Annotated in this window: 26 protein-coding genes; 19 read left to right on the top strand and 7 right to left on the bottom strand. The window is 73.7% G+C overall.

Annotated features, from left to right (window positions below; genetic code table 11):
* Positions 1 to 10: 10 nt before the first annotated feature.
* Complete coding sequence (locus tag ACF3NH_RS21870) at positions 11 to 829, top strand: bactofilin family protein (protein ID WP_422925979.1); 819 nt, start codon at positions 11 to 13, stop codon at positions 827 to 829.
* Between the two features lie 72 nt (positions 830 to 901).
* On the opposite strand, the gene ACF3NH_RS21865 is transcribed toward ACF3NH_RS21870, so the two are convergent.
* Positions 902 to 1,357 carry a hypothetical protein gene (locus ACF3NH_RS21865; RefSeq protein WP_422925977.1) on the bottom strand — a complete coding sequence of 152 codons (456 nt, stop codon included), beginning with the start codon at positions 1,355 to 1,357 and terminating at the stop codon, positions 902 to 904.
* 173 nt (positions 1,358 to 1,530) lie between these two features.
* Here ACF3NH_RS21865 and ACF3NH_RS21860 point away from each other — a divergent pair, with 173 nt between their 5' ends.
* The 7 genes from ACF3NH_RS21860 (at position 1,531) to ACF3NH_RS21830 (ending at position 7,200) form a co-directional block, all read left to right on the top strand.
* Positions 1,531 to 1,806: a rod-binding protein gene (locus ACF3NH_RS21860; RefSeq protein ID WP_422925975.1), complete on the top strand. Its 276-nt coding sequence runs from the start codon at positions 1,531 to 1,533 to the stop codon at positions 1,804 to 1,806.
* Entirely contained in the window at positions 1,803 to 2,174 is a 372-nt protein-coding gene (locus ACF3NH_RS21855; protein WP_422925973.1) for a hypothetical protein, read from the top strand. The genes ACF3NH_RS21860 and ACF3NH_RS21855 overlap by 4 nt, the downstream gene beginning before the upstream one ends.
* A 172-nt stretch (positions 2,175 to 2,346) precedes the next feature.
* The gene (locus ACF3NH_RS21850) at positions 2,347 to 4,503 is read left to right on the top strand and encodes a flagellin N-terminal helical domain-containing protein (RefSeq protein WP_422925971.1); all 2,157 of its coding nucleotides are present in this window, start codon (positions 2,347 to 2,349) and stop codon (positions 4,501 to 4,503) included.
* A 139-nt stretch (positions 4,504 to 4,642) separates the two neighbouring features.
* Positions 4,643 to 5,068: a flagellar biosynthesis regulator FlaF gene (gene flaF, locus ACF3NH_RS21845; protein WP_422925969.1), complete on the top strand. Its 426-nt coding sequence runs from the start codon at positions 4,643 to 4,645 to the stop codon at positions 5,066 to 5,068.
* The gene (locus ACF3NH_RS21840; protein WP_422925967.1) at positions 5,068 to 5,661 is read left to right on the top strand and encodes a flagellar biosynthesis repressor FlbT; all 594 of its coding nucleotides are present in this window, start codon (positions 5,068 to 5,070) and stop codon (positions 5,659 to 5,661) included. The genes flaF and ACF3NH_RS21840 overlap by 1 nt, the downstream gene beginning before the upstream one ends.
* A gap of 70 nt (positions 5,662 to 5,731) precedes the next feature.
* Positions 5,732 to 6,031 carry a hypothetical protein gene (locus ACF3NH_RS21835; protein ID WP_422925965.1) on the top strand — a complete coding sequence of 100 codons (300 nt, stop codon included), beginning with the start codon at positions 5,732 to 5,734 and terminating at the stop codon, positions 6,029 to 6,031.
* Positions 6,028 to 7,200 (top strand): DUF1217 domain-containing protein, encoded by a 1,173-nt coding sequence (locus tag ACF3NH_RS21830; protein ID WP_422925963.1) that lies wholly within the window; start codon positions 6,028 to 6,030, stop codon positions 7,198 to 7,200. The genes ACF3NH_RS21835 and ACF3NH_RS21830 overlap by 4 nt, the downstream gene beginning before the upstream one ends.
* A 117-nt stretch (positions 7,201 to 7,317) precedes the next feature.
* Here the strand turns inward: ACF3NH_RS21830 and ACF3NH_RS21825 are convergent, their stop codons facing one another.
* Positions 7,318 to 8,694, bottom strand: a complete 1,377-nt coding sequence (locus ACF3NH_RS21825; protein WP_422925961.1) for a FliI/YscN family ATPase — start codon at positions 8,692 to 8,694, stop codon at positions 7,318 to 7,320.
* A 157-nt stretch (positions 8,695 to 8,851) separates the two neighbouring features.
* On the opposite strand from ACF3NH_RS21825, the gene ACF3NH_RS21820 reads away from it, so the two are divergent.
* The 8 genes from ACF3NH_RS21820 to ACF3NH_RS21785 all read left to right on the top strand — a co-directional run bounded on the left by ACF3NH_RS21820 (position 8,852) and on the right by ACF3NH_RS21785 (position 14,693).
* Positions 8,852 to 9,259, top strand: a complete 408-nt coding sequence (locus ACF3NH_RS21820; protein WP_422925959.1) for a flagellar basal body rod protein FlgB — start codon at positions 8,852 to 8,854, stop codon at positions 9,257 to 9,259.
* Complete coding sequence (gene flgC, locus ACF3NH_RS21815) at positions 9,259 to 9,699, top strand: flagellar basal body rod protein FlgC (protein WP_422925957.1); 441 nt, start codon at positions 9,259 to 9,261, stop codon at positions 9,697 to 9,699. Before ACF3NH_RS21820 ends, flgC begins: the two co-directional genes overlap by 1 nt.
* A gap of 5 nt (positions 9,700 to 9,704) precedes the next feature.
* Complete coding sequence (locus tag ACF3NH_RS21810; protein WP_422925955.1) at positions 9,705 to 10,010, top strand: flagellar hook-basal body complex protein FliE; 306 nt, start codon at positions 9,705 to 9,707, stop codon at positions 10,008 to 10,010.
* Between the two features lie 5 nt (positions 10,011 to 10,015).
* Complete coding sequence (locus tag ACF3NH_RS21805; protein WP_422925953.1) at positions 10,016 to 10,279, top strand: flagellar biosynthetic protein FliQ; 264 nt, start codon at positions 10,016 to 10,018, stop codon at positions 10,277 to 10,279.
* Between the two features lie 3 nt (positions 10,280 to 10,282).
* Positions 10,283 to 12,346: a flagellar biosynthesis protein FlhA gene (gene flhA / locus ACF3NH_RS21800; RefSeq protein WP_422925951.1), complete on the top strand. Its 2,064-nt coding sequence runs from the start codon at positions 10,283 to 10,285 to the stop codon at positions 12,344 to 12,346.
* Positions 12,347 to 12,348: 2 nt separating this feature from the next.
* Complete coding sequence (locus ACF3NH_RS21795; protein WP_422925949.1) at positions 12,349 to 13,104, top strand: flagellar biosynthetic protein FliR; 756 nt, start codon at positions 12,349 to 12,351, stop codon at positions 13,102 to 13,104.
* 3 nt (positions 13,105 to 13,107) lie between these two features.
* The gene (locus tag ACF3NH_RS21790) at positions 13,108 to 14,208 is read left to right on the top strand and encodes an EscU/YscU/HrcU family type III secretion system export apparatus switch protein (RefSeq protein ID WP_422925947.1); all 1,101 of its coding nucleotides are present in this window, start codon (positions 13,108 to 13,110) and stop codon (positions 14,206 to 14,208) included.
* A 68-nt stretch (positions 14,209 to 14,276) separates the two neighbouring features.
* Entirely contained in the window at positions 14,277 to 14,693 is a 417-nt protein-coding gene (locus tag ACF3NH_RS21785) for a flagellar basal body-associated FliL family protein (protein ID WP_422925945.1), read from the top strand.
* A 21-nt stretch (positions 14,694 to 14,714) separates the two neighbouring features.
* On the opposite strand, the gene ACF3NH_RS21780 is transcribed toward ACF3NH_RS21785, so the two are convergent.
* From ACF3NH_RS21780 to ACF3NH_RS21760, 5 genes are all read right to left on the bottom strand, one after another.
* Positions 14,715 to 15,398 (bottom strand): flagellar hook assembly protein FlgD, encoded by a 684-nt coding sequence (locus tag ACF3NH_RS21780; RefSeq protein WP_422925943.1) that lies wholly within the window; start codon positions 15,396 to 15,398, stop codon positions 14,715 to 14,717.
* Positions 15,399 to 15,426: 28 nt separating this feature from the next.
* On the bottom strand, positions 15,427 to 17,058 hold the full coding sequence (fliK, locus tag ACF3NH_RS21775) for a flagellar hook-length control protein FliK (RefSeq protein WP_422925941.1): 1,632 nt from the start codon (positions 17,056 to 17,058) through the stop codon (positions 15,427 to 15,429).
* A 34-nt stretch (positions 17,059 to 17,092) separates the two neighbouring features.
* Positions 17,093 to 17,704 carry a protein phosphatase CheZ gene (locus ACF3NH_RS21770; protein ID WP_422925939.1) on the bottom strand — a complete coding sequence of 204 codons (612 nt, stop codon included), beginning with the start codon at positions 17,702 to 17,704 and terminating at the stop codon, positions 17,093 to 17,095.
* A gap of 10 nt (positions 17,705 to 17,714) precedes the next feature.
* Entirely contained in the window at positions 17,715 to 18,077 is a 363-nt protein-coding gene (locus ACF3NH_RS21765; protein ID WP_422925937.1) for a response regulator, read from the bottom strand.
* A gap of 101 nt (positions 18,078 to 18,178) precedes the next feature.
* Positions 18,179 to 19,495 (bottom strand): hypothetical protein, encoded by a 1,317-nt coding sequence (locus ACF3NH_RS21760; RefSeq protein ID WP_422925935.1) that lies wholly within the window; start codon positions 19,493 to 19,495, stop codon positions 18,179 to 18,181.
* A gap of 219 nt (positions 19,496 to 19,714) precedes the next feature.
* On the opposite strand from ACF3NH_RS21760, the gene ACF3NH_RS21755 reads away from it, so the two are divergent.
* From ACF3NH_RS21755 to ACF3NH_RS21745, 3 genes are all read left to right on the top strand, one after another.
* The gene (locus tag ACF3NH_RS21755; protein WP_422925933.1) at positions 19,715 to 20,062 is read left to right on the top strand and encodes a hypothetical protein; all 348 of its coding nucleotides are present in this window, start codon (positions 19,715 to 19,717) and stop codon (positions 20,060 to 20,062) included.
* Positions 20,059 to 20,754 carry a hypothetical protein gene (locus ACF3NH_RS21750; RefSeq protein WP_422925931.1) on the top strand — a complete coding sequence of 232 codons (696 nt, stop codon included), beginning with the start codon at positions 20,059 to 20,061 and terminating at the stop codon, positions 20,752 to 20,754. Before ACF3NH_RS21755 ends, ACF3NH_RS21750 begins: the two co-directional genes overlap by 4 nt.
* 111 nt (positions 20,755 to 20,865) lie before the next feature.
* Complete coding sequence (locus tag ACF3NH_RS21745) at positions 20,866 to 21,279, top strand: SRPBCC family protein (protein ID WP_422925929.1); 414 nt, start codon at positions 20,866 to 20,868, stop codon at positions 21,277 to 21,279.
* Positions 21,280 to 21,479: the final 200 nt, after the last annotated feature.

Raw genomic sequence — 21,479 nt, 5'->3', positions numbered from 1 at the left:
GGGAACCACAATGAGCATCTTCGGCAGGTCCAGCGGCGGCGAGCCGCGCATCACCTATGAGCGCTTCGATCTCTCCGCCGGCGAGGAGACCTTCGCCGGCGAGCCCGCCGCCCGCGGCACCGATCGGCTGGAGCCGCGGGTCGATCGCAGCCGCTTCCTCGCCCCGGCGCAGCTGCCTGGCACCGGCATGATGCTGATCGCCGCCGACAGCGAGCTCGAGGGCCGGCTGCGCAGCCGCGGCGTGATCCGCGTCGAGGGCGTGGTGCGCGGCGACCTCACCGCCCCCGTCGTGCTGCTCGAGGCCGGCGGCCTGGTCGAGGGCCGCATCGAGACGGAGCGGCTGCGCGTCAGCGGCACGTTGCGCGGCACGGTGGAGGCGCGCGAGATCGAGGTGGTGCGCACGGCCTTGCTGGAGGCCGAGCTGTCCTATGAGGAGATCGGCATCGAGCGAGGTGCCCGCGTGCGCGGCCTGCATCGCCAGCGCGATCCCGAGCCGGCCCCAGCCGAAACCGAAACCGATGCCAGAATCGAAGCCGAGGCCGTGGTGGCTGTGGCCGATCCGTCTGATCCGTCGCCGACGGCCGAGGCCGTGGACGGCCGGCCGGAGCCGGCCCTGAAGGGCGAGGCGGTGCCGCTGACCAGCGCCATCGAGACCGCGGCCCTGGTGGCCGAGGCCGAGGCGGCGCTGCAGGACCTGGCCGAGGCCTCGAAGGTCGCCGCCGCCGGCGCCGCCCTGCTGGCCGAGGAGGGTGTCGGCGGGCTGATGGCGCTGGAGGCCGATCTGCGCGCCGCGCCGGAGCGGCTGCTGCTCGACAAGCCGGCGCAGTGAGAGGGGGGCGGTGAGCGGCCGGAGGGTGGCGCGGCCGCCATGCGCCCGGCCCCGGAGCCCCGCCCGCCGGCCTCAGCGATAGAGCGGCGTCAGCCCCGGATAGGGGATCTCCGCCAGGCCGCGCTCGCGCAGCAGCCGGTTGGCCGCCCGCGCCACCTCGCGCGGGCCGGCCTGGAAGCCGTCCAGCACGTAGTAGCCGTTGCGCAGCGGCCGCACCCGGCCGCCCAGCACGCAGCATGCGTATTGCAGCGGGGTCATCTCCTCATCCATCTCCATCGGCGAGAGGAAGGGCGAGACCTCCTGGCCCCGGCTGACCCGGCCCAGCACCCGCTGCGCCCGGCGCTGCGCATACCAGGGCTCGATGCCGAAGGCACGGGACAGGCTGGCCACCTCCTCCCCGGCCAGCAGCCGGCGGTCGAACTCGCCGCGCCGCTCCACCGGCAGCGCGCGCCGGCGCTGCTGATTGCGCCGCTTGGGTCCGGCCGTCACCGGCTCTGGATCCACCGGCCCTGCTTCGTCCTCGTCCACGGCGCGCCATCCTTCCTGCTCCGCGCCGCGCGCGGAGGGGTCGCTCCTTCTGGAGATCGGGAGCCATCCGTTCTGGAGGGCGGGGTCTCGCGCCATGTTATGCGAAAATTTGCTGATGGTCGGCTAACGTGCCGTCCTTGCTCAGCGGAACCGTCATCCCCGGAGAAGACCGCATGGATGCCTCGATCAACGCCGCCCCGCCGGCCACCGCCCGGCGCCTGGCCCGGCAACTGGAAAGCGGCTTCGCGGCCGAGATGCTGCGCGCCGCCCGGCCGCCGCAGAAATCCGGCCTGTCCGGCCGCGGCACCGGCGCGCAGGCCTTCGACAGCTTCATGGACGAGGCGCTCGGCGGCGCGCTGGTCTCGCAGGGGGGCCTGGGGCTGACACCGGTGATCGAGCGCGCCATCGCCGCGCGCCAGGCGCCGCCGCAGCCGGGTGCGGCGCGATGACCCCGCTGCAGGAGGCGGCCGCGCAGCTCCGCGCCGTGCTGGAGCGCGAGGCGGCGGCGGCGCGGCAGGCGCAGCTGCCGGACCTGATGGCGCTGATCGGCGAGAAGCGTCGCGCCCTCACCCGCCTGGCCCAGGCCGGCGCGCCGCAGAGCCAGGCCGAGCGCGATTCGCTCGCCGCCATGATGCGCGCGGCGGAGGAGAACGCGCTGGTGCTGGGCGCCGTGGCGGGGGCGTTGGAGACGGTGCGCGAGCGGCTGCGGCAGGATGTCGCCGGGGCCGCCGATCCGGGCCTGTACGGGCCGCCCGCCGGGCCGCGCCGGCGCCGCCTGCGCCACACCCTGGCCGCCAGCCTGGACCGGCAGGCGTGACGCCGCCCCCCGCGCGCCGCGGCGGAGGACGATTGAGGCACCGCGGCGATTGCGAATTTTTCCCCGCCGGCGCTAGGAAGTCTCGTCGCGGTCGGCCCCTCGAGGTGCCGCGCGCAGCGATAGCCGCGTCAGAAGGCGCTTCCCCGAACCGGAACCCTTGAAGGGCGCTCAGATGGTCAGCTCGATCCTCACGAACAACGGCGCGATGACGGCGCTGCAGTCGCTGAAGGCCACCCAGAAGAACCTGCTGGACACGCAGAACCGCATCTCCACCGGCCTCAAGGTCTCGACCGCGAAGGACAACGCGGCGACCTGGGCGGTCGCCACCTCGATGCGCGCGGAGATCGCCAACTTCAAGCAGGTGAGCGAGAACCTCTCCGTCTCCAGCGGCGTGGTCTCCACCGCCGCCGCCGGCACCGAGCAGATCGCCGACCTGATCTCCAAGATCCGCGAGAGCGTCACCTCGGTGCAGGATGGCGTCAAGGATTCGGCCACCGTGCAGGCCGCGATCGACGAGTATGTCGCGCAGATCGACAGCATCATCGGCAGCTCCGCCTTCAAAGGCGTGAACCTGATCAACAACAGCCGCTCGGGCGACGAGAAGATCCTGGCCTCGGTCAACGCCGATGGCAGCAACCTGGTGCCGAGCTACATCACCGTCGCGCAGCAGAACCTGACCATGAGCGCCGGCGGCGCCCTGGAGGGTCTCGACCGCCTGACCGTCGAGCGCGCCAAGGACAGCTACTCCTATGCCGCGCCGACCGGCACCGTCGATGTGGGCGACAAGCTGAGCTTCACCTTCAAGCTCGACGGCAAGGAGAAGGTCGCGAGCTTCACCGCCACGACCACCTCGCTCTCCGACCTGATGACCGGCCTGAAGAACGCCATCAACAGCGCCGCCGGCGCGGGCAACGCCTTCGCCGAGATCGGCGCCAATGGCGAGCTCCTGGTCGATGCCGAGCTGGCGACCGACGTCGTGACCTTCGACGGCGAGACGGCGCTGGCCAAGGCGCTCGACACCGACAACGACATCGTCCTGGGCGCGGCCGTCGACAAGGCGCCGCAGGCGCCGAAGTTCTCCTACGGCCTGGCCGCCGGCGCGCCGGCGGTGGGTGCCGTCTACTCCTTCGAGTTCGAGGTCGAGGGCCAGCGGCAGATCGCCAGCTACACCGCGCTGACCGGCGACGACAACGCCGCCGTGCTGGCCGGGCTGAAGGAGCAGATCAACCTCGCCGCCGGCGGCGGCAACACCATCGCCTCGATCGACGAGCGCACCGGCAAGCTGGTGGTCGACGCCTCGCTGGCCAGCGGCGCGGTGACCTTCGAGGGCGAGGACGCGCTGAAGCTGAAGGGTGCGGCCGCGGCCGGCACGCTGACGGCGAGCGGCGCCACGACCCAGACGCGCGCCCTGGCCGGCATCGTTGCGGCGGCCGGCAACGTCTCCGCCCGCTTCACGATCAACGGCGTCGGTCATACGGTCACCCAGGCCGCCGCCGCCACCACCATGACCGCCGGCGAGGCGGCCACCTTTGTGACCAACATCAATGCGGCGGCCGGCTTCAACTTCGCCTATCTGAACGATGCCGGCACGGGCCTGGTGTTCGACCAGAGCCTGGCGCCGAGCGCCGTCACCGGCTTCCTGGTGACCGATGACGCGGTCTCCACCACGGTCGACACCTCCTCGGCCGGCGCCTCCGCGGGCTATACCTACGACGTCGCGGCCCTGGCCAATGTGGCGGCGGATGAGCGGGTCGAGACCCTCTCCTTCTCCTTCACCAATGCGGCCGGCGCCGCGCAGACCTCCACCGTCAGCCGCGCCAACGTGCAGGAGACCGACGCGGAGATGCTGGGCCGCCTGGTCACCGACATCAACAGCAAGAAGGGCTCGGGCGGCGACATCGCCTTCCTCACCGCCGATGGCCAGCTCTATGTCGATGCCGAGCGTTCGGGCGACACCGACACGGCCTTCACCGCCGCCTCGGCCCTGCAGGTGACGAAGTCCGATGCCACCGGCGTCGCGACCGAGCAGACCCCGGTCTCCAGCACCGACTATTCCGACCTGCTCGCCCGTCTGAAGACGATCGAGACGGCGGTGCTCTCGGCCGGCGCGGCCTTCGGTGCGGCGCAGACCCGCATCGACCTGCAGAAGGACTTCATGGACAAGCTGGTCGACACCCTGACCAGCGGCGTCGGCGCCCTGGTGGATGCCGACATGTCCGAGGAGGCCGCCCGCCTGCAGGCGCTGCAGGTGCAGGAGCAGCTCGGCACCCAGGCGCTGTCCATCGCCAACCAGGCGCCGCAGAGCATCCTGTCGCTGTTCCGCGGCTGATGACCCGAAGGGGGCGCGCCCGCCGCGCCCCCGGACCGGCGGGAGGGGGGATCCCTCCCTCCCGCGCCCCGACGACCCGCTGCCCGAGGCCACCGCGCCTTCCCGGCAAAGCCGGCCGGCGTGACCAAGGAAGAATCCGATGTTGAGCGTCGCTCAGGACACCCTCCGCCCCGCGCCCCTGCTGCGGCCGCGCGGCATCGCCGCCGCCTATGGCTCTGCCATCCGGCAGACCGAGGACCCGCGCGAGATCGAGTATCGCGTCCTGGCCCGCGCCACGGCGCTGCTGGAGGCCGCGGCCGATCCCGCCGCCGGCCCCGCCGCCCTGCCCAGCGCCCTGCACGAGAACCGCATGGTCTGGATCGCCTTCGCGGCCGATCTCGCCGCCGAGGGCAATGCCTTCGCCGACACGGTCAAGGCCCGCCTGATCTCGCTGGCCCGCTGGGTGCTGGCCGAAAGCGACCGCGTGGCGCGCGAGAGCAAGGCGCCCGCCGCGCTGATCGATGTCAACCGCGCCGTCATGGCCGGGCTCCGCCCCGCCGGCACGGCCCCCGCCGGAGCAGGCTGATGTCGCTGATCCTGAAGCTCGCCCCGGGCGAGCGGCTGTTCATCAACGGCGCCGTCGTCACCAATGGCGAGCGGCGCGCCTATCTGATGGTCGAGACCCAGGCGCAGATCGTCCGCGAGAAGGACGTGCTGCTGCCCGAGGACGCCACCACCCCGGTGCGCCGCGCCTATTTCGCCGCGCAGAACGTGCTGCTCGGCGCCCAGCCCGCGCTGGGCTCGATGGCGGCCTTCGACGAGCAGATGGCGCGCCTGCGCGGCGCCTTCGTCAAGCCCGAGCACCTGCGCCAGCTCGACGAGGCGGAGACGCAGATGCGCGCCGGCAACACCTACCGCGCGCTCTCCGCCCTGCGCGACCTGGTGCTCTACGAATCCGCGCTGCTCGACCTGCCGCCGCCGGAGCGCTTCCGCCGTGGCCCGGCCGCCGAGCCCATCCCGGCCCATGCCGGTCCCGCCCGTCCCGGCCCCGTCCATTCCGGCCCCGTCCATTCCGGCCCCGTCCCTTCCGGCCCCGTCCCTTCCGGCCTGGCAGGGCCGGCGCCGCAGCCCCACCGCCTCGCCACCCGGAACCGGGCGCCCGAGGCCCGCCCGGCCTGATCGCCGGTCCCGCCATCGCCCTGGGAGAAGCCCTTCCGCAGAACAGTCCGCAGAGAACAGGAAGACCGACATGATCGAACCCATCCCGCCCGCCGGCGCGCGCACCACCGAGACCGGCCCGGCCGGCACGGCCCGGCGCGAGGCCGAGACCCCGCCGCCCGCCACGGGCACCGCGCCGCAGACGGCCGAGCGCGAGCAGCGCGTCGTCCCCGCCGGGCCGACCTTCAACGTGCAACTGGATGGCAGGACCATGCGGCTCTATTCCGAGCTGCGCGACCCGGAGACCAACCGCGTGCTGATGCGCCTGCCCGCCGGCTACAATCCCGAGGCGGAGAAGCCGGCGCCGCCGCCGCTGTCCGACGAGGCATGAGCGGCGGCATCAGCCTGGTGGGCATCGGCCTTCCCACCGGCATGGCCGGCTGGAAGCTGCTGCAGACCAGGACCCCGGCCGATTTCAAGGCCTTCAGCAAGGACCCGCAACTGCAGCGCGACCTCGCCTATCTGCGCGAGCGGCTGCCGAGCAAGGCGACGGCGCAGGATCTGCTGTCCGACTACCGTCTGCAGTCGCTGGTGCTGAAGGCCTATGGGCTGGACGCGCAGATCGGCATGGAAGGGCTGATGCGGAAGGTGCTGAACAGCGACGTGACGGACAGCACCTCCGTCGCCGCGCGCATGACCGACAGCCGCTACCAGGCGATCGCCGGCGACCTGAACTATGGCGGCCTCGCCATCCCCGAGCTTCCCGCCATGCCCTCGACCGCCACGGTCGGGATCGAGGGGCTGCGGCTGACGCGCGGCTTCCTGAGCTTCTCGGGCGGCATCGGCGGCGTCACGGTGGAGGATGTCCCGCTCACCGAGGCCAGGACGCCGGGCGCGATCGCGGCGAAGCTGCAGGCGGCGCTGCGCCGCGCCGATGGCGGCGCGACGGCGATCCGCGTCGTCGCCCAGGGCGACACGCTGGTCTTCAGCGATGCCAGGGCCCGCGGCGTGGCGGAGATCGACTTCACGCCGGCGCAGGATTCGGTCGGCGCCACGCTGGTCAGCAATGTCGCCGGCGCGGCGGCGGTGCCGGCGCAGGGCGGGCCGAAGGTGGCCGACAGCGCCGTGGTCGAGAAGATCGCGCAGCTCTACACCCAGGCGGCCTTCGAGGACTCGCTCAGCGCCACCTCCGAGACGCTGCGCCAGGCGGTCTATGCCAAGCGGATGCTGCCGCAGGTCACCAGCTGGTACAGCGTCATGGCCGATACCAACCTCTCGGCCGTGGTGCGCGGCGTGCTGGGCCTGCCCGACAGCTTCGCCCGGCTCGACGTCGACCAGCAGAAGGCGGCGCTGGAGAAGCGGATGGATATCGCCGACTTCAAGGACGCCACCAAGCTCGCCAGGATGCTCGACCGCTACGTGGCGCAGTCGAGCGTCGCCGAGGCCAAGGCCCTGGCCAGCGCCAGTGGCGTCGCGACGCTGGTGCAGCCCCTCTCCTGGGGGCAGAACGGCTTCGCGGCGGAGAGCGCGGCGGCGATCTACTCGATCCTGAACGGCTGATGCGGGCGGTGGGCGAGGCCAGGCACGGCCGCCCGCGGTGATCCGCCACCTCCCCGCGTGGCGCGGCCTGCCCGGAGCCGGACGGGCCTCCGGCGGCCCGGGCCCGGGCCGCCCGCCTTACGCCTGCAGCACGCCATCCAGCTGCGCGAAAGCCTCGGCGCTGCCGGTGCGTTCCTCCAGCCCCTGGCCGAGGAAGGCATCGAGCGCCGGCTGCAGCCGGATGGCACGATCCACCAGCGGGTCGCTGCCGGTGCGATAGGCGCCGAGGCGGATCATCTCGGCCATGTCGGCATGGGCCGAGAGCAGGCGCCGCGCCTCGCCCAGCAGCCGGTTCTGCTCGGCGTCATGGCAGCGCGGCAGGGCGCGGCTGACCGAGCGCAGCACGTCGATCGCCGGCCAGCGGCCGCGCTCGCCGATCCGCCGGTCGAGCACCACATGCCCGTCCAGGATGCCGCGCACCGCGTCGGCGATCGGCTCGTCATGGTCGTCGCCATCGACCAGCACGGTGAAGATGGCGGTGATGTCGCCCTCCCCCTCGGGCCCCGGCCCGGCGCGCTCGAGCAGCGCCGGCAGCTCGGTGAAGACCGAGGGCGTGTAGGAGCGGGCGGTAGCCGGCTCGCCGGCGGCCAGGCCGATCTCGCGCTGCGCATGCGCCAGGCGGGTGATGGAATCGAGCAGCAGGAAGACCTGCCGGCCCTCGGCGCGGAAATGCTCGGCCACGGCCAGCGTCGCCTGCGCCGCCCGGCGGCGGGCCAGGGCCGGCTGGTCGGAGGTGGAGACGATGACGACGCTGCGCCGCCGCCCCGCCTCGCCCAGGATATGGTCGAGGAACTCCCGCGCCTCGCGGCCGCGCTCGCCGATCAGCCCGACGACGATGACATCGGCCTCGGCGCCGCGCGCCAGCATGCCCATCAGCGTCGACTTGCCGACGCCCGAGGCGGCGAAGATGCCGAGGCGCTGGCCGCGGCAGACCGGGGTGAAGACGTCGAGCACGCGCAGCCCGGTCTCGAGCTTGTCGCCCATCAGGCGGCGGCGCAGCGCGTCCGGCGCGGGGCGGCGCAGCGGCACGCCCGCGCCGCCCTGCGGCAGCGGGCCGCGGCCGTCGAGCGGTCGGCCCTGGCTGTCGATCACCCGGCCCATCCAGGCGTCGCAGGGACGCAGCCGGAGCGGATCGTCGAGCCAGACGCGGGCGCCGGGGGCGAGGCCCTCGGTGCCGCCCTCCGGCACGGCGAGCGCGGTCTCCGGGGTGAAGGCGACGAACTCGCCCTCGACCGGCGCCAGGCCGCCGCGCTCGATGCGCAGCCGGTCGCCGATGGCGACGCCCGGGCCCAGACCGGCGACGGAGAGGGCGGCACCCCGCACCCCGGCCAGCGTGCCGTAGCGGCCCCGCCGGGGCAGTCGCGCCAGCGGGCCGGCGAGGTCGGCGAGGCCGGATGAAAGGCCGGATGACGGGGCCGGCGGGGCGGCGAGCGGAGGGAGGGCCTCGGAATTCATGCGAAATATTCGTCCGCTAGGGAGGGGCAGCGCCGGAGACCGGTCTTCTCGGGCCATTATGGCCCGCATCGCCGCCGAAGCGCTATGCGAAAAACATCGACAAGACGGGCGGGACCGGGCTATTCCTGCGCCGGCAGCCAGAGAGGCACCCCCATCCATGCTCGACGGCATCGACGTCTTCCGCATCACCGGCGCGCGCATGCGGCACCTGTCGGAACGGCAGAACGTGCTGGCGCAGAACATCGCCAACGCCAACACCCCGCATTACCGCGCGCGGGACGTGAAGCCGTTCCGCTTCGACAGCGGCCTGCTGCGTGGCCCGGGGAGCGATCCGCAAACGGTGCAGCTGGCGGCGACCCGGCCCGGGCATCTCGGCGCCGGCCGCGGCGGCGCCGAGATCGCCGCCGACCGCGCCCAGTCCTATGGCGAGGACCCGGACGGCAACACGGTCAGCCTGGAGGAGCAGATGGTGAAGCAGGCCGATGTGGCGAAGGCCTATGACCTCGCCACGGTCGTCTACAAGCAGGGCGCCTCGCTGCTGCGCAGCGCCGCGGGCGGCCGCTGATGCTGCGCCTCGGACCTGTCTCCGGCGCCGGACCGCTGACCCGGGCGATGGCCACCGCCGCCTCCGGCATGAGCACCCAGGCCACCCGCATGCGCGTGGCGGCCGAGAACATCGCCAATGCCAGCTCCACGGCGGCGGTACCGGGCGGCGACCCCTATCGGCGCAAGCTGATCAGCTTCGGCCAGCGCCTCGACCGCGCGACCGGCGCGCAGCTGGTCAGCACGGCGGCGATCCAGCAGGACGGCCGCGGCTTCCGCACCCAGTTCGATCCCGCTCATCCGGCGGCCGACGAGCAGGGCTACGTCAAACTCCCGAACGTCGATCCGCTGATCGAGCAGGCCGATCTGCGCATGGCCGGACGCAGCTACGAGGCGTCCATGGCGGTGCTGCAGCAGGCGCGCACGCTCTACGGCAAGACGCTCGACATCCTGAGGTCGTGACCCGCATGTCCACGCCGCTCGCCGCCATCCCTCCCGTCTCCAGCGCGCTGCGCGCCTATGGCGCGGGTGCCGCCGCCGCGGGCCAGCCCGGGGCGACCGATTTCGGCGCCATGGTGGGGGACGCCGCCCGCGCCTCGCTCGCCACGCTGCGCCAGGCCGAGGTCACCGCGGCGCGCGGCGTCGCCGGCACCGCCGATGTGCAGGAGGTGGTGCAGGCCGCCGCCAGCGCCGAGCTGACCGTGCAGACCATGACGCAGCTGCGCGACAAGGTCGTCGGCGCGTACATGGACGTGCTGCGCATGGCGGTCTGAGCGCCGTGAACGAGGGCGATGTCATCGAGGTGCTGCGCGGCGGCTTCTACACCACGATGGTCGTGGCCGGCCCGCCGCTGCTCGCGGCACTCGTCACCGGCGTCGCCATCTCCGTGCTGCAGGCGCTGACGCAGATCCAGGAGATGACGCTGTCCTATGTGCCCAAGATCGTCGTGACCATGATCGCCACCATGCTCTCCCTGCCCTTCGGCTTCGCCGCGCTGCGCTCCTACACCGAGGAGATCGCGCAGCTCATCGTGGGTCTCTGACGCATGGATCTGCTCCGGCGCCTGCGCGGCGGCCTCGGCCACCAGGACCTGCTCTTCGCCGCGGCGCTGGTGCTGCTGCTGGCGGTGCTGGTGCTGCCGATGCCGAGCTGGCTGGTCGATCTCGGCCTCGCCACCTCGATCACCCTCTCGGTGCTGATCCTGATGGTGGCGATCTGGATCGAGCGGCCGCTCGACTTCTCCGTCTTCCCCACCGTGCTGCTGGTCTCGACCCTGCTGCGGCTGGCGCTCAACCTCGCCACCACGCGGCTGGTGCTGGCCGAGGGGCATCGCGGCCTGGACGCGGCGGGCGACGTCATCCACGGCTTCGCCGCCTTCGTCGTCGGCGGCGACTTCATCATCGGCGTCATCGTCTTCGCCATCCTGATCGTGGTGAACTTCATCGTCGTCACCAAGGGCGCCGGGCGCATCGCCGAGGTCGCCGCGCGCTTCAGCCTGGATGCCATGCCGGGCAAGCAGATGGCGATCGACGCCGATCTCGCCGCCGGCACCATCGACGACGCCGAGGCCAAGCGCCGCCGCCGCGATCTGGAGGACGAGAACACCTTCTTCGGCGCCATGGACGGCGCCTCGAAATTCGTCCGCGGCGATGCCGTCGCCGCCATCCTGGTCACCATCGTCAATGTGCTGGGCGGCATCACCGTCGGCACGCTGCGCCATGGCATGTCGCTCTCGGCGGCGGCCGAGAACTACGTCACGCTCGCGGTCGGCGACGGCATCGTCAGCCAGATCCCGGCGCTGATCGTCTCGGTCGGCGCCGGCATGCTGGTCTCCAAGGGCGGCGTGCGCGGCTCGACCGACAAGGCCTTCGTCAGCCAGCTCGGCGCCCAGCCGAAGCCGCTCTACCTGGCCGCCGGCCTCTCCGGCCTCTTCGCCGTGCTGCCCGGCCTGCCCTTCCTGCCCTTCTTCGCGCTCGGCGCCGTCGCCGCCGGCGGCGGCTGGCTGGCGCAGCGCGCCGCCGGGCGCGCCGCCGCGGCGCGCGAGGCCGGCCTGCCGGTGGCCGAGGCGGCGCCGCGCGAGGAGAGCATGGCCGAGCTGATCCGCGTCGACGACGTCCGCCTCGAGCTCGGCATGGGCCTGGTCTCGCTGACCGCCAGCCGCCAGGGCGGGCTGTCGGAGAAGATCCGGAAGCTGCGCCGCGCCTTCGGCCTGGAATTCGGCTTCGTGCTGCCCGCCGTCCGCATCAAGGACAACATGGATCTCGCCTCGGGCGAGTACTCGATCCAGGTGCAGGGCGTCGAGGTGGCGCGCGAGACGCTGGTGCTGGGGCGGCTGCTGGCCTTCGCCCCCGGCGGCCAGGAGATCGGCGTGCCGGGCATCGACACGCAGGAGCCCTCCTTCCACATCAGGGCGCGCTGGATCGAGCCGGCGCTGCGCGAGGCGGCGATGGCCCAGGGCCTCACCGTGGTCGATGTCGAGACCGTGCTGACCACGCACATGTCCGAGGTGCTGAAGGGCTACATGGCGCAGCTGCAGACCTATGCGGCGACGCAGCGGCTGCTCGACGGCCTGGAGAAGGAGCATCAGCGCCTGGTCGCCGACCTGATCCCCGCCGTGCTGCCGATGGCCACCGTGCAGAAGGTGCTGGCGACGCTGCTCGGCGAGCGCATCTCGATCCGCAACCTGCCGCTGATCCTGGAGGCGCTGCACGAGGCGGCGGGGATGACGCGCAACGTCTCGATGCTGGCCGAGCATGTGCGCCAGCGCCTCTCCCTGCAGATCTGCCGCGGCCTGACGCAGGAGGACGGCTACATCACCACCCTGCTGCTCTCGCCCGAATGGGAGCGCGAGGTGGGCGGCGCCATCATCGAGGAGGGCGACCAGCGCAACTTCGCCATGGCGCCGTCGCGGATCCAGGAGCTGATCGCCTCCACCCGCGCCCGCATCGCCGAGGCCGCCGCCAAGGGGGACTGGCCGGCGGTGCTGACCTCGGCCGCGGCGCGCCCCTTCGTGCGCCACCTGGTGGAGCGCATCAACCCGACCATCGCCGTGATCAGCCACGCGGAGGTGCATCAGCGCGCCAAGCTGCGCACCGTGGGCCAGATCTGAGGGTGCAGCTCGGCCTGGAAAGCTGGCTGACCGCCGAGCTCTATCGCCTCTTCCTGGTGTTCTGCCGGGTCTCGGCGGCGCTGCTGCTGCTGCCGGGGACGGGCGAGACGCAGCTGCCGGCGCGCATCCGCCTGCTGGCCGGACTGCTGATCGCGCTCTGCATCGCGCCGCTCGCCGGGCCGGCCAGCAGCCCGCCCGGCGCCCTCGCCATGGCCGGCGCGGTCGCGCTGGAGACCGCGACCGGCGCCTTCCTCGGCACGCTGTCGCGCCTGCTGCTCTCGGCGGTGCATGTGGCGGGTCAGGTGATCGGCCAGAGCATCGGCATCAGCAACGCCTTCGTCTTCGGCATCGGCATGGACAATTCGGCGGTGCTCGGCGGCGCGCTCTACGCCGCGAGCCTGGCGGCGCTCTTCGCCATCGACGGGCACCATCCGGGCCTGCGCGCCATCGCCGACAGCTACGCGCTGGTCCCGCTCGGCGCCGCGCCGGAGACGGCGCTCGCCGCGCGCAGCCTGGCCGAGGGGGTGGCGACGGCCTTCCGCCTCGCCATGCAGCTCGCCATGCCCTTCCTGATCCTGGCGCTGATCTTCAACCTGGCGCTGGCCGGCATCAACCGCGCCATGCCGGCCATGCCGGTCTTCATGATCGGCGCGCCGGCCCTGCTGCTGGCCGGCCTGACGCTGCTCGGCGCCGCGGCGCCGACCCTGGTCACCGAGATCCTCGGCGCCTATGGCGCCGTCTTCACCTTCGGGCGCTGAGCCGTGGCGGAGGAGAGCGGCCAGGAGAAGACGCTCGACGCCTCGCAGCGCAAGCTGCAGCAGGCGCGCGAGAAGGGCGACCTGCCGGTCTCGCGCGAGGGCTCGGTCTTCGGCCTCTATGCCGCCATGCTGCTCGCCCTCGGCCTGGCCGGCGGGCTGATCGGCGAGCGGGTCAGCCTGGTGCTGCTGCCGCTGATCGAGCAGCCGGAGGCCTTCCTCGACCTGACCGGGGAGGGCTATCGCCAGGCGGGCGCCGCCTTCATCGAGGCGCTGGCCGTGGCGCTGCTGCCGGTCTTCGGCCTGTTGCTGGCCGGCAGCCTGCTGCCGCACCTGGCGCAGAACACCGTGGTCATGGCCGGCGAGCGGCTGCGGCCGAAATGGTCGCACCTCTCGCCGCTGGCCGGGATGAAGCGGCTCTTCGGACTGAAGGCGCTGTTCGAGTTCGCCAAGAGCCTGACCAAGATGCTGGCCGTCGGCCTGACCTGCTGGATCGTCGGTCGGCCGCTCTACGAGCGGAGCGCGCAGCTGGCCGCGGTGGACCCGGCGGTGTTCCCGGCGCTGGCGATGCAGTCGGCCATCGCCGTGGTCTTCGCCGTGACCCTGGTCAGCGGCGTGGTGGCGGCGATCGACATCGCCTTCCAGCGCTTCGAGTACCATCGCCGGCAGCGCATGACGCTGCAGGAGATGAGGGAGGAACTGCGCGCGACCGATGGCGACCCGCACGTGAAGTCGGCGCTGAAGCGCAAGCGCCGGCAGATGTCGCAGCGGCGCATGATGGCCGATGTCCCGACCGCCACGGTGGTGATCACCAACCCGACGCATTTCGCCGTGGCGCTGCGCTACGAGCGGGGCGAGGACGCGGCGCCGGTCTGCGTCGCCAAGGGCGTCGACCACGTGGCGCTGCGGATCCGCGAACTGGCCGGCGCCGCCGGCGTGATGCTGATCGAGGACCGGCCCCTGGCGCGCGGCCTCTACGCCTCGGTCGAGGTCGGCCAGGCGATTCCGCCGGCGCATTTCGAGGCGGTGGCCCGGATCATCGGCATCGTCTGGGCGCAGCGGAAGCGGGGCGGCGCGGGCCCGCGCCATGTCGCGTCGCAAAAATAGGATAAGTTGATTGACGTGATAATCACCGGTTGCGTAACAGGGGTCATCCGCAATCGATCGAGAGCGCCATGCCGTCACCCTGTCTCCGCCGGGCCCTGCTCGGCGCCATTGCGACCTCCGCCCTGGCCCCGGCCCTGCTGACCCCTCCCGCCCGGGCGGCCGAGGCGGCGCCGAAGAAGGAATACGAGTTCCTGCCGCTCGGCGACTTCACGGTGAACCTGCCCAGCCTGGGCCGCCGCATGGGCTATGTCGTGGTCTCGGTGACGCTGGAGACCCGCGCGGCGGAGACCCAGCAGTTCCGCGACCTGTCGCCCCGGCTGAAGCAGGCGGTGCTGCAGCGGCTGATCGCCATGTCGGAGCGGCAGGAGCTGCGGCCGGGCCGGACCGACCCCTCCCTGCTGCGCGACCGGCTGTTCGACTGCCTGGCGCAGGTGCAGGAGGCCGGGCTCAAGGACGTGGTCATCACCCGGCTGATCCACAGCTGAGCCGCCCGCGCGGCCGGCGGCTCAGGACCTGATCTGCGTCACGTCGGCGGCGTTGATGACGCTGCCATTGCTCAGCACCAGGGTGAAGGCGCCGGTGCTGTCCTTGCGGAACTCGGTGATGGTGCCGCCGGCGCTGACGCTGCCGGCGCTCTGCCGCGCGCCGCCGGCATCGTCGCCGACGACACGGACATTGTAGCGGCCGGTCGCCAGCCGCGTACCGTCGGCGCTCTTGCCGTCGAAGACCACCGTGTTCTCGCCCTGGGCGAGGCCGATGCGGCGCACCACCGCGCCGCCGGCGTCCAGCACCTCGAGCCGGGTGTTGCCCAGCGTGCCGGCCGTCACCGTCGCCGTGACGGTGCTGGTGCCGCTGTCGGGCACGGTGATCTGGCTGAGCGTGCTCTGCACCGTCTTGCCGAGCAGCGCCGCGTTCTCCGCCAGGGTGCCGCCATTGCTGAGCGCACTGGCGATGCCGGTCAGCAGGGTGTTGGTCTTGGTCTGCTGCTCGACCTGGGAGAACTGCGCCAGCTGCGCCACGAACTGGGTCGGGTCGGTCGGCTGCATCGGGTCCTGGAACTTCATCTGCGCGGTCAGCAGGGTCAGGAAGCGGTCGAAATCGGCGCTGCTGCTGCTCAGGCTGGCGGTCGGCGCCGTGGCGGCGCCGCCCGCCGTGGCGGCGGTGATGGCGGATGTGCTGCTGGTGGCCATGCTGCTCTCCCTGCCCGGCTCCCGGGCCTCAGGCGATGATGTCGATCAGGCTGTCGGTGACGCGGCGCGGCGGCGCGGCGATGTCCTCCGCCTCCGCCTCGGCCATGCCGCGGAGGGGCGCGGCGGCGGCCGGCGATGGCGTGTCGCGCCGCTCGCCCGGGGTTCCCTGCTGCAGGTCGAGGCCGCCGGTGCCGAGCTGCACCCCGGCCTGCTCCATCTGCGTCAGCAGCGTCTGCCGGTCCTGGCGCAGCGCCTCGAAGGTCTCCGGCTGCTCGGCGCGCAGCAGGACATGGACGCCGCCCTCCTGGAAGGTCAGGCGCAGCTCGATGCGGCCGAGTTCCGGCGGCCGCAGATCGACCGCGATGCGGGACACGCCGGCCGTGCTGGCCTCGGCCAGGCGCAGCGCCAGCTGCGGCGCGGCCTGGGCGGCCAGGCGGGCGCGCCGCGCCGCCGTGCCGGGCGCCCCGGCCGCGTCGTCGGCGTCGGCCGGGGAGGCCGGGGTTGCGGCCAGGGTCGGCGCCAGGGTCGGGACCGGGGTTGGCGCCGGGGTCGTGGGCGCGGGGCCGGCCTCGGCGGGGCGCGCCGGATCCGCCAGGGCCGCCGCGACGATCGCGGCCCGGTCCCCGGCCGTCAGACCGTTCTCCGCTGCCTCGGGCACCACCTCGGGAAAGGCGGCCGGAAGGCCGGAGGAGACCGGGCTTCCCTCGGCCGGACGCTCCGGCCAGGGCGTGGCGAGCCTGGTCTCGCCGGCCGTCGGCAGCCCCGCCCCGGCCAGGCGGCGCGGCGGCGCGGCGGGCGGGGCCGAGGGCGGAGCGACCGGCGGGATGGCTGACACGATGGCGGCGGGGAGGGCCGGTTCGGCCCCGGCCCCGGCCCCGGTCCGGCCCGCCGCCGGCGGCGCTGCGGTCGCAGCCGGCGCCGGGAGGGAAGCGGCCACGGCGCCGGCGGCGAGCGCGGACGACACCAGGGGTGACGCCGCCTGCGGCGGACCGGTCAGGAGAGCGGACGGGAGGATGGCGGCCGATGCGGCCGTACCGGACGGTGCCAAGCCAGAGGGCATGGGACCAGAGGGCATCGGGCCAGGGGGCATCGGGCCGGAAGGCAGCGCGGCTTCCGCGGCCACCGTCTCCGGATCCTGCGGCGGCCCCTCCCGCGGCGCGGCGGGCCTTGGCGGCGAGGGCTCGGTGAGGGCCTCGCCGGCCCAGGCCAGGCCTGAGGAGGGGGCTGAGGGCGGCGGGATGGTCGCCTGCGGCGCCGACCCTTGCGGCGATGCCGCCTGGGGCATGGGCAGGGCCGGATCAGGCGCCTGCGGAGTGAACGCCCCCGGATTGAATGTCTGCGGATCGAACGTCTGCGGATCCGGTGCATCCAGATCGGGCGCCGCCGCCGCCGGGGTGAAGCTGGGCATCAGGAAGGATGCCGCCAGGCCGGCCGCCTCCTCGGCGGCGGCGGCGAGGCTGTCCCAGGGCAGGGCGCCCTCCGTCCCGGCCTCCGGGGCGGGGCCGGGCGGGGGCGCGGCCGCCTCCGGGGGGGCGGCCGCGCCCGTCATGCCGGCCAGCAGGGCGGCGAAGCCCTCGGCCGCCATGGGGACGGCGGTGCCGCGCCGCGCTGCGGCGCCGGCGGGCTGCAGGGCGCCTTCAGCGCCGACCGGGATCGCCATGTTCACATCCTGTCCTGTCCGCGCCGCCCGGCTCTCAGCCGAAGAGATCGTCCACGGCGCTTTGCGCGAGCCCACCCTGGGCGGCGCTGCTCGGCCCGTTCAGCAGATGGGCCTCCGGTCGCGGATCGGCCGGCAGGGGGGCTGCCTCCTCGGGGCGGATGCCCATCAGCGCCACCAGGGCGGCGATGCGCATCTCCACCTGCCGCAGGGTGGAGAGCACCTTGCGCACCCGCTGGCCGGTGATGTCCTGGAAGGCGCAGGCCAGCACGATGGCCGTCGCCGCCGCGTCCACCTCGGCCAGGTCGGCGGCGGTGTCGGCGGAGCGGCCGTCATGCAGCCGCCGCGCCGCGGCCTGGGCCCGCTCGGCCTGGCGCAGGATCTCGAAGGCGGCATGCTCGGTCTCGCCCACCACGGCGTCCAGCGTGTCGCCGAGATCGGTGGGCGGCGGCAGCCCGGTCACCTCGGCGCGCGTCTCGGCCAGCAGCCGGGCCATCGCGCGCATCTCCTCGAGCACCGGCGCCAGCCGGCCGGCCTCCTCCGGATCGGCGCGCAGGCCGAGCAGCCGGTCGATCTCGCCGGCGATCGCCGCGGCATGCCCGGCGATCCGCGCCAGGCCGGCGGCGGGGGCCGCAGAGGTCCCGCTCATGGCACCCCGCTCAGCCCACGACGGACGCGATTTTCGCCTTCAGGGTCTCGGCGGTGAAAGGCTTGACGATGTACTGCGAGGCGCCGGCCTGCTTGGCGGCGATGACGTTCTCGGTCTTGCTCTCGGCGGTGACCATGATGAAGGGGGTGCGCGCCAGGCTGGCATCGCCCCGGACCTCCTTGAGCAGCTCGAGCCCGGTCATCGGCTCCATGTTCCAGTCCGAGATCACCAGGTCATAGCGGGCGAGGCGGATCTTCTCCAGCGCCTCGGCGCCGTTGCCCGCCTCCTCGACCTCCTTGAAGCCGATCTGGTCCAGCAGGTTTCGCACAATGCGCCGCATCGTCGGGTAATCGTCCACAACCAGGATCTTCACGCGCCGGCTCCTTCAGCAGAGGCCAGGCATCCTGGCGCATCGCGTTATTTTTCGCAAGGCGTTTCGCGAGACGCTCCGTGGGCCGCCAGACCGCGCCCCGCTCAGCTCCGGGCGGCCTCGGCGCCGGGGAGGAAGCCGTACCAGGCCCCGTTGCCGCCCTGCGCCCGGCCGTCCGGATCGAAGAGGTGGCAGAGGCCCCAGCCGGGCATGGCGGCCAGCACCGGCGCGGCGCAGAGCTGCGCCAGGCGGTGCCCGAGGAAGAGCAGCGCCTGCGGCGTCTCCGGGGCCGGCGCCAGCAGGGCCGCGGCGCCGGCCCCGGCGCGCAGCCGCCGGTCCGCTTCCAGCCCTTCCATCGGCAGGGGCTCGGCGCCGCGCGCCTCGCCGAGCAGCACCGTCCCGGCCGGCAGCAGCCGCCGCGCCGCGGCGAGGAAGCCCAGCCGCGCCGGCCCCTGCCAGCGCGCCTGCCAGAGATCCGGCGCGATGCCGAACAGCGCCCACGCCGCGCCGGCGGCGCGCTGGCCGCGCGGCCAGGCCTGCAGCAGGGTCAAGCCGGCCGGCCGGCCGAAGGGGGTGGCGAAGCAGGCCGGCAGGGCGCCCAGACGGTCGGCCAGGCGGCTGGCCAGGCTGTCCTCGCCATCGGTCCAGAGGTCGATCAGGGCGTAGCGCAGGCGATCGCTCACCTCCTGGGCCAGCAGGTCGTCGAGATGCGCGGCCAGGCCGCTGGAGAGAAGCTGGTAGCGTTCATCGCCGCTGGGCGCGTCCCAGACGGCGGCGGGCACGGGGGGCAGCGCCGGGTCGAGCGCCTCGCCCACCACGCTGGCGGCCAGGGCCAGGGCGGGGGGCGCGGGCACCATCTCCCAGGCGACCGCCCCCGCCGCCGACCAGCGCAGCAGGGCCGGGCCCCGCCAGCCCGCGGCGGCGGCAGACCAGCGCGCCAGCCCGCCGGGCTGTGGCAGAAGGCTGACGGCCTGCGCCGCCGCGCCGTCCGCTTCCTCCATCGGCGTCCCCATCGGCGTCCCCATCGGCGTTCCCATCGGCGGTCCCATCGGCGGTCCCAGGGGGGGGCCGGCCCGGGCCTGCAGCCCCGCCGGGCCATGGTCGACGCTCACCACGCCGGGAAGCTCCTCCAGCGCCGCCCGCAGCGCGGCGGCCGGCTGTGGCCCGAGCACCAGGGCGGAGGCGGCATCGGGCAGCAGCAGCGCCTCCTGGCGCAGCGCCAGGGCGCCGCCCGGCAGCACCAGCAGGCCGGCCGCGCGTTCGGCCAGGGGCACCCGGCAGGTCAGCCGGGCCAGGCCCTCGCGCAGGGCGGCGGGGTCGGGCTGGCGATGCAGCCGGGCATCCAGGCGGCGCAGCAGGGCGAGGCCGGCGGTGGTGCCGAGATCCAGCGTTTCCAGGCGATCGAGGGGGGAGTCCGACATGGCGGGGAAGCGCATGGCATGATCGCATCGGTTGAATATCGATTCTTCATTCTTGCCTCCGAAAGGTCAATCCTGCGTAGGGGGGGGTGGCGGCCTCTTACCATCCGCGGCTTGTTTTGGTCTTTTTTCGCCGTGCGCGGTGATGTTTTGCGAAAAATTATGGACAGTCGACGTCGGATTGTGCCACCACGGGGCGCTGCATCATTCAGGAGAAGCCGGATGGAGATCAGCCGCCGCGGCCCCGCCGAGGCCAGTCTGGTCCAGGACGGGCGCGAGCTGCTCGACCTCGTCGCCGCCGAGGCCGATGAGGCCGAGTTCGCCGGCCTGCTCGCCCGCCTCGAAGCGGTGCTGGCGCCGCAGGAGGGCCCGCCCCGCATCGCCGTCACCTACCGCGAGGGGCTGTTCGAGGCGGTGCTGGCCGATCGTCCCGTGGAGGTGACGCTGATCGAGGAGGACCCGCAGGACCAGCCGCCGCTGCGCGTGCTGCGGCGGCGGACCGAGGCCGATCCCGCCGGGCTGGAGACGCGGCTCGCCGAACTGGCGCGCCGCGACGGAGGCGCGGCGTGACGGCCCGCCAGTCCCGCCTGGAGCTGGACGCGGCGCTGCGCCGCCCCCTGCCGCGCCCGGAGGCCGAGGCCCTGGTGCGCCTGCTCGCCGGCCGCCGGCCCGAGGCGCATCCGCATCCGCTGTTCCGCTTCCCCGCCGCCGCCGGCCTGCTAACCGGCGAGAGCCTGGACCACGACACCGGCACCTCCCGCCTGCTGCAGGAGGCGGAGGGCCCGCGCCTGGTGGCCTCCGCCAGCCTGCCGCCCCTGCCCGGTCTGCTGGAGGCGGGGCTGGGCTGGCTGTCCGGGCTGCTGGCGGCCAGTCCGGGCGAGGTGCTGGGCTATGTCGTGCCGCCCGGCAGCCATCGCCACGACCTGCGCCTGCTGGTCTGGGACGAAGCCGGGGGCGTCGGGCAGCTGCGCGGGCTGGGGCCCCTGCCGGAGCCGGCCAGCCTGGCCGGCGGCTGCAGCATGGCGGCCTTCCGGCGGGCCGCCGGCCTGCCGCCGCCGGATGCGCCGCCCGCGGTGCTGGCGCCCGCCATGCGGCGCGTCGCCCTGGCCCAGGCCCGGCGCCAGGCCCTGCCCGTGGCCCAGGGCCTGCTGGACGGCCCGTTCGACGGGCAGATCCTGTTCCGGGCCTGGCTGGCCGAGGCGGCGGCCCTGTCGCTCGGCTTCACCACGGCGCGCCCGGCCCTGCTGCTCGACGCCGCCTGAGGCGCGCCCCCTGAGGGGGCGCCAGGGGGCGCCAGGAAACGGCTGGGGGGCGCCGGCCGGCAACCCCCCGCCGGGCGCGGCGTTGCCCGGCTGCAGGAAGGAAGCCGCGCCATGGAGCAGAAGATCAGCATCGCCCGCCCCGCCGCCGAGGTGTTTGCCTATCTCGCCGATCCGCGGCACCTGCGGCACTGGCTGCCGCAGCTCCGCCGCGAGGAGGGACCGCTGCCGCAGGACGGGCTGCGGGCGGATGCCGCGACCGGCCGCCTGCAATGGTCCTTCCCGCCGGCGGGCAGCTGGCACGTCACCGGCAGCGGCCCGATCGCCACGCTGCATCTGCGCCTCGAGGTCGAGACCGCGCCGGCGGCCGACCCGACCGAGCGGGAAAGCCCCCGGGCCGCGGCCGAGCATGGTCTGGAGGCGGCGCTGCAAAGCGTGAAGTCGCATCTCGAACAGGCCGATGGCGGCGATCCCGACCTGCGCATGCCGCCCGCCCCGGCGCGGGTCTTCGGCCGCGGCCAGGACTAGGGGGGCCGCGCCGCCTGAAATGGGGCGACCGGCCGGCCTGGCCGGCAGCCTCGCGATAAGCGGACATTATCGGGGGTAATCGGACGCCGCGCCGCCTGACCAGGCCGGTTTCCTGCGTCATCCATGCCAGGACTCAGGCGGTCCTGCCGTGCCCGTCGGGAGTTCTTCCCCCCGGCTTTTTCTCTCCTTCACGAATTTCG

This window comes from Pseudoroseomonas sp. WGS1072, from assembly GCF_049340465.1.
Taxonomy (GTDB): Bacteria; Pseudomonadota; Alphaproteobacteria; order Acetobacterales; family Acetobacteraceae; genus Pseudoroseomonas.
The sequence above is the reverse complement of the archived record's forward strand: the minus strand, read 5'-3'. Positions and strand labels throughout refer to the sequence as shown.